Origin of the sequence: Nocardiopsis endophytica, from assembly GCF_027706725.1 — a bacterium.
GTDB classification, from domain to species: domain Bacteria; phylum Actinomycetota; class Actinomycetes; order Streptosporangiales; family Streptosporangiaceae; genus Nocardiopsis_A; species Nocardiopsis_A endophytica.
In genome coordinates, this window is record NZ_JAQFWQ010000179.1 from 1 (window position 1) to 9,372 (window position 9,372).

Sequence of the window (9,372 nt, forward strand, 5' to 3'; positions counted from 1 at the left end):
GAGGGGGCGTTGCCGGGGGCGGGCGCGGGGGAGGCGGTGGTCATCTGGTGCGGGGTCCGTCCTGGTCGGCGGCGACGGGGGCGGTGGGGGAGGTGGGCCCGGTGGCGTCCCCGCCGGGCGGCGGGGGCCAGGCGCCGCGGGCGGCCAGGACGTCGCGCAGCCCGGTGGTGTTGTCGGTGACGATGCCGTCCACCCCGGCGTCGAGGAGGCGCTCCATGACGCCGGTGTCGTTGACGGTCCACACGTGCACCTGCATGCCCAGCCGGTGGGCCGTGGCGATCAGGTCGCGGCTGAGCACGGGGAAGCCGTGCATGCGGGTGGGGATCTGCACCGCCTGCACGCCGCGGCGGGCGAGCGGGCGCAGGACGGCCTGGAGCGAGGCGACGCGCAGGCGGGCGACGTCGACGGGGCCGCAGGAGGTGGCGACGCGGGGGCCCACGAGCCGCCGGACCCGGTCCAGGCGGCGCTGGTCGAAGGAGCCCAGGCAGACGCGGTCCCAGGCGCCGGTGCGGCGCAGCACGTCGGCGAGGGGCTCGACGGCGGCGTCGGACTTGACGTCGATGTTGAAGCGCGCCCGGGGCCAGGCGTCCAGGAGCTCCTCCATCACCGGGACCGGCTCGCTGCCGCCCACCCGCGCGCGCCCGACCTCGGCGTAGGGGAGGTCGGCGATGGCCCCCTCGCGGTCGGTGGCGCGGTCGAGGGTGTCGTCGTGGAAGGCCACGAGCACGCCGTCGCGGGTGGCGTGCACATCGGTCTCCAGGTAGCGGTAGCCCAGGTCGACCGCGTGCTGGAAGGCGGCCGCGGTGTTCTCCAGCTCGGTGCGCACGTTCCCGGAGGCGTCCCGGAGCCACCCGCCCCGGTGGGCCAGACCGATGGGGGCGGGGAGGTCGAGGTAGCGGTGGTTCACACCCTGCAGTATGCCGTTCGGCGGCGACACGGGCACCACCGCCCGGCGACGGTCCCCGCCCGGGGAGGCGAACACGGAAGAAGCGGTGTGGGCATGGCCGGGGACGGGCGGCGCGCTTCGAGGCACGCGCCGCCCCTGCGCCGTTGATCTCGGGAAATGCGCCCCTAAACGCGGCCCGGAAGCGTCGTTTCTCCCGAGATCAACGCCGAGTGCCGGCCTTTCCGCGCGCCTTCTAACTCTTGCCGACGTCGGTCTCCAAGTCGGTGCACACCCACATCCCGTCCTTGCGTGCGACGCGGAAGGCCAGGACGCGGTGGCGCCGGCCGCAGCCGATCAGGGCCGCCACCTCGGCCGCGGACGGGCCCTGCGGGTGCACCCATGTGCGCACCACCCTCGGCCGGGTGCGCCCGCGGAAGGCGCCCGCCCTCCGGCAGAGCATCGAGAACGGCCTCGGTTCGAGGAGGGGCTCCACCTGCAGGGCTGCGCGTTCTCCGGCAAGGACCTCGGCGGTGAGCTGGGCCAGCCGGGCTGCCTGGTGGCGCGACCAGGCGCCCTGGATGCGGTGGTGGCGAATCGCGGACGGACGCCGGGGCGGGTGCGGACGTGGCAATTCCGGCTCCTCTCGGGCACCGACGGGAGCGGGGAGGCGGCGCGGCGCCGCGCCCGTCACCTATACAGAGGGCGCGGACACCGCCCGTTGCCACGTGGAATTCCAGCTTTTTGCGCGACTTCCGCCCGTGCGTCGCCAGCGTCCTGCAATGGCCGTCCGAAACGGCGGAGACCGCCCGGCCGAAGAGGGCCTTCGGTCGGGCGGGGCGGGTTTCCAGGGTGGAGCGGATCGGAAGGCGCGGCCCCGTGGGCGTGCCCTCGACCGGGCCTGCTCGACCGTCGGGTCTGTCGTCGGGTGTCCGGCGGCGGGGCCCCGACCCGCGGTGGGATGGGGCCTTCCGGGTATGGCGGACGGGCGGGGCGAATGCGGCGGGGGAGGCCCTCCCGGAAGCGAATGGGCGGGAATCGGGGCATGTCTTCCGTGCCTTCTGCGAATATGACGCTCCGTGCCGGTATAGTGACTATGTGTTGCCGCATCGCCACTCCGAGTCGCATCCCGCCGGTGTGCGCCCCGCCGAAAGTGGCCGGCGGGGCCCAGCGCGGGTCTACCGCAACGACTGGACCGGCCTCCACCCGCCCGATCCCGGGTGCTGGACGCCGCGCCTGGCCGTCAGCACCGTCGTCACCGCCCTGGGCGGCGAGCGCCTGGACCTGACGCTCGCGGCGCTGTCCGTGCAGACCTACCCCGCGCACCTGCACGAGGTCCTCGTCATCGCCGCCGACGACGTCGCCCTGCCCGAGGACCCGGGCGGGAGCGTCCGCGTCGAACGCGTCCCCGCCGGGACGGGGGCCGCGTCCGCGTGCGCCCTGGCCGCCCGCCTCGCCGAGGGCGACATCATCTGCTGGCTCGACGCCGGCATGCTCGTCGACCCCTTCTACGCCGAGGCGCACGCGCGCTGGCACCACATGCGCCCCGACTGCGTCACCCTCGCCGACGTGCTCAGCGCCCGCGACGTCCTCGTCGACCCCGCCGACGTGGCGGTCATGGCCCTATCCGGCGACATGGCCGACACCCTGGGCGGCGAGGGCGCCTGCGCCGACCGCGACGCCCTGCTGGACGCCACCGGCGACCTCGCCGAGGCCGACGACCGCGCCCGCCGCGCCTTCACCCGCTCGGCCTGCGCCGTGCGCACCGCCCTGTACCGGGCCGCCGCCGGAGAGGACCCGGTCGGCGAGGCGGAACTGGCCGACCGCCTCTGGACCGCCGGGGCCCTCTTCCTGCCCGACCGCGACGCGCCCGCCTGGTCGACGGGCGCGGCCGGGACCGCACTGCCCGCCCCGGACGAGGGGCGGAGCCGCCCGCCCCGCGTGCGCGCGGTCGTCGACATCGGCGGCGCCGACTACGACATGGTGCGCGGGTGCGTCGACCGCCTCCTGGACGCGGGCGAGCCCGACATCGGCGTCGACCTGGTCGCCGACTGGGAGGGGGAGCGCGTCTCCGAGGAGGCGCTGCTGGAGCTGCGCCTGGTCCAGGCCGCCTACCTCGCCGACGCGCGGGTGCGGTTCGTCCCCGACCCGCCCCGGACCGGCTTCCCCTCGCCCTACCTGCTGCAGCTCCCCGTGGCGTGGGGGCTGTCCCCCGACACGCTGGGGCTGCTGACCGACCGCGCCGAGCGCGCGCACGCCGGAGTCGTCGAACTGGTCCCCGAGTCGGCGCCCACGCCCGGCGCCGGGGTCCGGCTGTGGCGCACGCGCGCGCTGGCCCGTGCCCTGCGGGAGCGGTGCGAGGGGGAGCGGCTGGCCGACGCCGTCGCGGAGGTGTACGGCCGCTACCGCATCCAGGCCGGGGAGGGCGCGCTGGTGGACCTCACCGACCCCGAGGCGTGCCACTACCGCTCGGAACCCCTGCGGACCGGGGGCGGGAACGCCGAGCCGGAGGCGTACGGGGACGGGGCGGAGGACACGGACACCCGCCCCTGGCGCCAGAAGGACGGCGGGACGGCGGACGGCCTCCGACGGGACGACGAGAACGACGAGCACGACGAGGGCGACGGCGATGGTGACCGCGATGGAGAGGACGCGGGGGACGGGCGGATCCGTTCGCTGGTCGCGGCCGCGCGCGCGTCCGTCGCCAGGGCGGCCCGCGCCTGCGCGAGCGCCTGCACGGCCCCGCTGCGGTTCATGCGTTGAGCGCGGCCCGCCACGGCGGTTGAGGAGGCGCGCCGACAGTCGGGTGCGCTCGGCGTCGATCTCGGGAGGAACGCTTCCGGGCTGTCGCACGTCCTGGGTTGCCGGTGTCCTCCCCCGGCCAGGGCGGTGGCCGGTGAGCTCCGTGGTCACGGGCGCCCAGGTGGCGACAGCGGCGGCTCGCCTGGCGGGTCATTGCCGGTGCCGCTGGTGCTCCCGGGGCCGTGGCAGAGGAGCACCGACCCGCCCTGGGGCGAGCGGCCCGTGCCCCCACACACCGAAAACCCAAAGCTTGAGGGCCGCTTTCAAGGGCCCATATCCCGAGATCAACGACGCAGGGGGCGTGGTGGCCGGTGCCGCGCCGACCGCCCGCCGGGACGCGGGCGGCGAGGCGTCCTGAGCGCAGACCCGGGCCTGGACGCAGCCACAGACCCGGGGCCGTGCCCGCGCTCGTCGAACGGTCAGGTCGTCAGTCGGTCAGCCGAACCGGGCGCCACGCGCCTCACGAGGTCGACTCGCCCGCGCCCGTGTTGATCGCGTCCAGCGTCGCCTGCAGGTCCGTGCGGATCTCCTCGGGCAGCGGCGCAGAGCCGGTCTCGTCGGAGGCCGCCTGCTGCCCCTCCGGGCTGATCACGTAGGCGAGGAAGTCCCGCACGCGCTCGCCCTGATCGGGGTCCTCGTAGTCCAGGCACGCCACCTGGTAGCTGACCAGCACGATCGGGTACACGCCCGACTCGGTCGTGCCGTAGTCCAGCTCCAGCGCGTAGTCATAGCGGCCCGCCCCCTCGCGCCTGGGGGCCTCGGCCACCACCTTGGCCGCCGACTCCGGGGACAGCTCCACGAACTCGTCGCCGACGCCCACGCGGGCCGCCGACATGTGCCCCACGTGCGAGGCCTCCACGTAGCCGATGGTGCCGTTCCCCCCGGCCACCGCCTCGGCGATGCCGCTGTTGCCCTGCGCGGCCTCGGCCGGGGGCAGCGGCCACTGGCCGCCGGGCTCGTAGGTCCACACGTCCCCGGCGGCGCTGTGCAGGTACTCGGTGAAGTTCTCGGTGGTGCCGGACTCGTCCGAGCGCGACACCGGGGTGATGGCCGTGTCCGGCAGGTCGGCGTCCGGGTTGTACTCGGCGATCTCCGGGGCGTTCCACTTCGTGATGTCGCCCTTGAAGATGCCCGCGATGGTGTCGGGCGAGAGGTTCAGCTCGTCCACGCCCTCAAGGTTGAACACCACCGCGATCGGGACCACGTAGGCGGGGATGTTCACCGCCGAGGAGGAGTCGCAGCGCGCCACCGCCTCCTCCTGCTCCTTGGGGTCCAGCGCCGCGTCGGTCCCGGCGAAGGCCACGGCGCTGTCGAGGAACTGGCTGCGCCCGCCGCCCGAGCCGATCGCGTCGTAGAAGACCAGCGAGTCCTGGCACGCCGTCTGGTAGCCCGCGATCCACGTGGTCATCGCGTTCTCCTGGGCGCTGGAGCCCGACCCGTCCAGGGTCCCCTCGAAGCAGGCCAGGTCGTCGGGGACGGGGATCGGGTTGTTGCCGCGCACGGCGTTGTCACTGCCGCACGCCGCGGAGAGGGCGAGGGCCCCCGTGGCGGCGGCCGCGAGGCAGGCGCGGCGGGTGGACGGGCGCATGCGCATGGCTGTGCTGTTCTCCCCCTGGTGGGCGCCTCGGCGGGGCGGCGTCCCGGCGGCCGCCCCCTCCGGGCACGGTACGGCCCGCCGGGCGGCCCCGAGCACGGTGCACGGGCGCGGCTGAACGAACGACGTCGAAGAATTTAACAACTGGTGGCGCGTGCTGCCGAACCGGGCCGGTGTGGGGAAGGGCTCACCCGGTCCCTACGCAGGTCATCGCGCGTTCGCCGCCTCGGCGGCGCGCGCGAGGACCGCCCGCAGGCCCAGCTCGTAGCCGACTACCCCGCACCCGGCGATGTAACCCTGCATGACCGGCGCGGTGACCGAGGTGTGCCGGAACTCCTCGCGCGCGTACACGTTGGAGATGTGCACCTCGACGCAGGGGGTGTCCACCGCGTCCACCGCGTCGCGCAGGGCGATGCTGTAGTGGGCGAAGGCGCCCGGGTTGATGACGATGCCGTCGAGCCCGGCCGCCCCGTGCACCAGGTCGACCAGCTCGCCCTCGTGGTTGCTCTGCGCACAGCGCACCCGCGCCCCCAGCTCGGCGCCGAGGTCGGTGACGCGGCGCTCGATGTCGGCCAGCGTGGTGGAGCCGTAGTGGGCGGGGTCCCGGCGGCCCAGCAGGTTCAGGTTGGGGCCGTTCAGCAGCAGGACGGTCGGGCGGTCGGATGCGTCGGGCAACGGGCGGCCTTCCGTGCGTCGGGGCGGACGGGCGGCGGGCGCCGGGCGCCCGCGCCGTACCTCGGGCTGGGGCCGACGGGGTCGGCCGGTGCGGCCAGCCTAGCCGCGGGGCGGCACGGACGGTTACCGGGGGCGCGCGTGCGGGCACGAAGGAGTGCGATGAGCACGCACACGGCGCCGTCGTCCACCTACCGCCTGCAGATGCGTCCGGCGGGCGGCCTTCGCGATGCCGCCGAAACGGCCCCCTACCTGCACCGGCTGGGCGTGGGCGCGCTGTACACCGCCCCGCTGCTGGCGGCACCCGGCTCCACCCACGGCTACGACTGGACCGACCCCCGGCGGGTCTGCCCCGACCTGGGCGGGGAGGAGGCGCGCGCGGCGCTGGCCGCCCGGCTCCGGGCCCTGGGGCTGGGACTGGTGGTGGACATCGTGCCCAACCACATGTCGGTGGCCGTGCCCGAGGCCAACGCCTGGTGGTGGGAGGTCCTGCGGGACGGGCCCGGCGCCGCGCACGCCCGCTGCTTCGACATCGACTGGCGCCGCGGCCCGCTGGAGCTGCCGGTGCTGCCCGACGACGGCGACGGCGGGGCCGCCGCCCTCGGACGGCTGGAGCTGCGCGACGGCGCCCTGGAGCTGGACGGGCGCCGCTATCCGGTGGCGCCGGGGACGGCGCCGGAGGGGGACCGGTCGGACCCGGCGCGCGTGCACGGGGCCCAGCACTACCGCCTGGTGTCCTGGCGCCGCTCCCGCGAGGCCATGTCCTACCGGCGGTTCTTCGACGTGTCCGACCTGGCGGCGCTGCGGGTGGAGGACCCGTGGGTGTTCGAGCGGGTGCACCGTGAGGTGCTGCGCTGGGCCGAGGAGGGGGAGGTCACCGGGCTGCGGGTGGACCACCCCGACGGGCTGGCCGACCCCGGGGGCTACCTGCGCCGGCTGCGGGGGCGTTTCGACGGGTGGATCGCGGTGGAGAAGATCCTGGCACCGGGGGAGGACCCGCCGCAGACCTGGCCGGTCGAGGGCACCACCGGCTACGACGCCCTGCGCGAGGTGTGCGGGGTGTTCATCGACCCGGCGGGGGAGGCGCCGCTCACCCGCCTCGCAGAGGAGCTGGGCGCGCCCGGGGAGCCGGGGCCGGTGGAGGAGGAGTGCAAGCGCCGAGCGGCCATGGAGGTGCTGGCCGCCGAGACGCGCCGGATCGCGGAGGTGGTCGACCGCGTCGGCCGGCGCGACGGCGAGGGCGGGAGCGACGGCGAGGACGGGCGCGGCGACGCGGACGGGCGCGGTGCTCCGGACAGGCGCGACGCCCCGGATGGGCCTTCGCCCGCCACGGTCCGTGCGGTGGCCGAACTTCTCGCGGCCTTCCCCGCGTACCGCACCTACCTGCCTGAAGGTGAGGGGCGCTGGGCGCAGGCGGTGCGGCGCGCCCGGAAGCGCGCCGGCGAGCCCACCGGCGAGGGCGCGGGGGAAGGCGCCTGGGGCGGCACCCCGGACGCGGCCGCGGAGGTGGACCGGATCGACGCCGCCGTCCGTGCCGATCCCGGCGGCGAGGCCGCGGTGCGGATCCAGCAGACCAGCGGGATGGTGATGGCCAAGGGGGTTGAGGACACCGCCTTCTACCGGGCGACACGGTTCATCGCGCTCAACGAGGTCGGCGGGGACCCGTCGGAGTTCGGGGTGTCCGTGGACGCCTTCCACGCGGCCCAGGCCCGGCGGGAGGCCTCGCACCCGCGCGCGATGACCACGCTGTCCACGCACGACACCAAGCGGTCGGAGGACGTGCGGGCGCGCCTGGCGGTGATCGCCGAGGTCCCCGACGCCTTCGCGGACCTGGTGCGCGAGGGGACCGGGCGGTGCGGGCTGAGCGAGCCGTCGCTGAACCTGCTCGCCTGGCAGACGCTTGTGGGGGCGTGGCCGATCAGCGCTGCCCGTCTGCGCGACCACCTGCTGAAGGCGGCGCGGGAGGCGAAGCTGGCCACGTCCTGGACCGACCCGGACCCGGCGTTCGAGGAGGAGGTGCGGGCCTGGCCGGAGCGGGTGATGTCGGACGGGCGCATCGCCTGCTCGGTGGAGGGGTTCGTGGCCCGGATCAGGGCGCACGGGTGGAGCAACGCGCTGGGGCAGAAGCTGGTGCAGCTGCTCATGCCGGGGGTGCCGGACGTGTACCAGGGCACGGAGCTGTGGGACATGTCGCTGGTCGACCCGGACAATCGGCGGCCGGTCGATTTCACCGCCCGGGAGGTGGTGCTCGAACGACTGGAGTCGGGCAGGCGGCCCCCGGTGGACGCGTCGGGCGAGGCGAAGATGCACGTGGTCCGCCAGGCGCTGCGCCTGCGCCGCCGCAGGGACCTGCGCGGGTACCTGCCGCTGCGCGCCGAGGGCGGGGCGGCGGGCCATGCGGTCGCCTTCGCCCGCGGGCCCGGCGGCGCGGTCGCGGCCGTGGCGACACGGCTCCCGGTCGGCCTGGAGGCGGAGGGCGGATGGGGTGACACGGTCCTCCCCCTCCCGTCGGGCCCGGGTCGGTGGAGGGACCTGCTGAGCGGCCGCGAGGTGGAGACCCCGGGAGGCTGCCGCTCAGCGGCCCCGAGGTTGGGGGACCTGCTGGCCCAGTACCCGGTGGCCCTGCTGGAACGGAGGGAGTGAGCAGAGGACCGGGCGAGGGCGAACGCAGCTGCTCCCCGGCCGTCGGGCTCCCGGCGTGTGCGCGGTCGCTGCGTTGGGTGGTGAAGGCCTGTTCTCCCGTGCGCTGCGCTTCTTGGTGTTCGGGGGGTTCGGGTTTCATCCCCACCGTCCGTGGGTGGGTGGTTGCTGCTGCTCGGCGGGCCCGCCCCGCTCCAGGGCGCGCGGTGGTCCAGGTCGGCGTTCCCCTCGCGGTCCGGGTGAGCGGGCGGCCCAGCTGGTACCCCGCTTGCGGTCTGCGGCCGGGCGGCGGGCCACGGGGGGTCGGGTGGAGGGCGGCGACGACGCAGGTCAGCGGCCCTTGGCGCAGCGTCGTCGGCTGTCCGGCGTGTGCGTGGTTGCCGTATTGGGCGGCGACGGTGAGAGCGGGGCGGTTCCCGGGCCGTGCCTGCCGGGCGGTGGGCCTCTCGCGGTCCGGGTAGGCGGCGGCTGGGCAGGTCCCCCGCTCCGGGCTCCGGCCGTCCGTCAGGTCGGCGGAGTGCCAGGTAGGAGGCGGCGACGACGCAGGTCAGCGGCCCTTGACGCAGCGTCGTCGGCTGTCCGGCGTGTGCGTGGTCGCCGTGATGGGCGGCGACGGAGCGAGCGGGGCGGTTCCCCGGCCAAGCTTGCCGGGCGGCGGGTTCCTCGCGGTCCGGGTGAGCGGCTGGGCAGGTACCCCACTTCAGGACCCCGCCCGGGCGGCGGGTTCCTCGCGGTGCGGGTGGGCGGCGCGGCCGGGTGGGGCGGTGGTGGCCCGTGTTCG

Annotated in this window: 6 protein-coding genes; 2 read left to right on the forward strand and 4 right to left on the reverse strand. The window is 75.7% G+C overall.

Features of this window, described 5'->3' with window-relative positions; translation table 11 throughout:
- Positions 1-40 precede the first annotated feature (40 nt).
- Both O4J56_RS31320 and O4J56_RS31325 read right to left on the reverse strand, forming a co-directional pair.
- On the reverse strand, positions 41-907 hold the full coding sequence (locus O4J56_RS31320; protein ID WP_270690804.1) for a glycerophosphodiester phosphodiesterase: 867 nt from the start codon (positions 905-907) through the stop codon (positions 41-43).
- A gap of 232 nt (positions 908-1,139) precedes the next feature.
- Entirely contained in the window at positions 1,140-1,517 is a 378-nt protein-coding gene (locus O4J56_RS31325; RefSeq protein WP_270690805.1) for an Rv3235 family protein, read from the reverse strand.
- Between the two features lie 464 nt (positions 1,518-1,981).
- Between O4J56_RS31325 and O4J56_RS31330 the strand changes: the two genes are divergently transcribed.
- Positions 1,982-3,646: a glycosyl transferase family 2 gene (locus O4J56_RS31330; RefSeq protein ID WP_270690807.1), complete on the forward strand. Its 1,665-nt coding sequence runs from the start codon at positions 1,982-1,984 to the stop codon at positions 3,644-3,646.
- A 499-nt stretch (positions 3,647-4,145) separates the two neighbouring features.
- On the opposite strand, the gene pstS is transcribed toward O4J56_RS31330, so the two are convergent.
- Positions 4,146-5,279 carry a phosphate ABC transporter substrate-binding protein PstS gene (gene pstS / locus O4J56_RS31335; protein ID WP_270690808.1) on the reverse strand — a complete coding sequence of 378 codons (1,134 nt, stop codon included), beginning with the start codon at positions 5,277-5,279 and terminating at the stop codon, positions 4,146-4,148.
- Positions 5,280-5,486: 207 nt separating this feature from the next.
- Complete coding sequence (gene aroQ, locus O4J56_RS31340) at positions 5,487-5,954, reverse strand: type II 3-dehydroquinate dehydratase (RefSeq protein ID WP_270690810.1); 468 nt, start codon at positions 5,952-5,954, stop codon at positions 5,487-5,489.
- Positions 5,955-6,113: 159 nt separating this feature from the next.
- Here aroQ and O4J56_RS31345 point away from each other — a divergent pair, with 159 nt between their 5' ends.
- Positions 6,114-8,594: an alpha-amylase family glycosyl hydrolase gene (locus tag O4J56_RS31345; protein ID WP_270690812.1), complete on the forward strand. Its 2,481-nt coding sequence runs from the start codon at positions 6,114-6,116 to the stop codon at positions 8,592-8,594.
- Positions 8,595-9,372 lie beyond the last annotated feature (778 nt).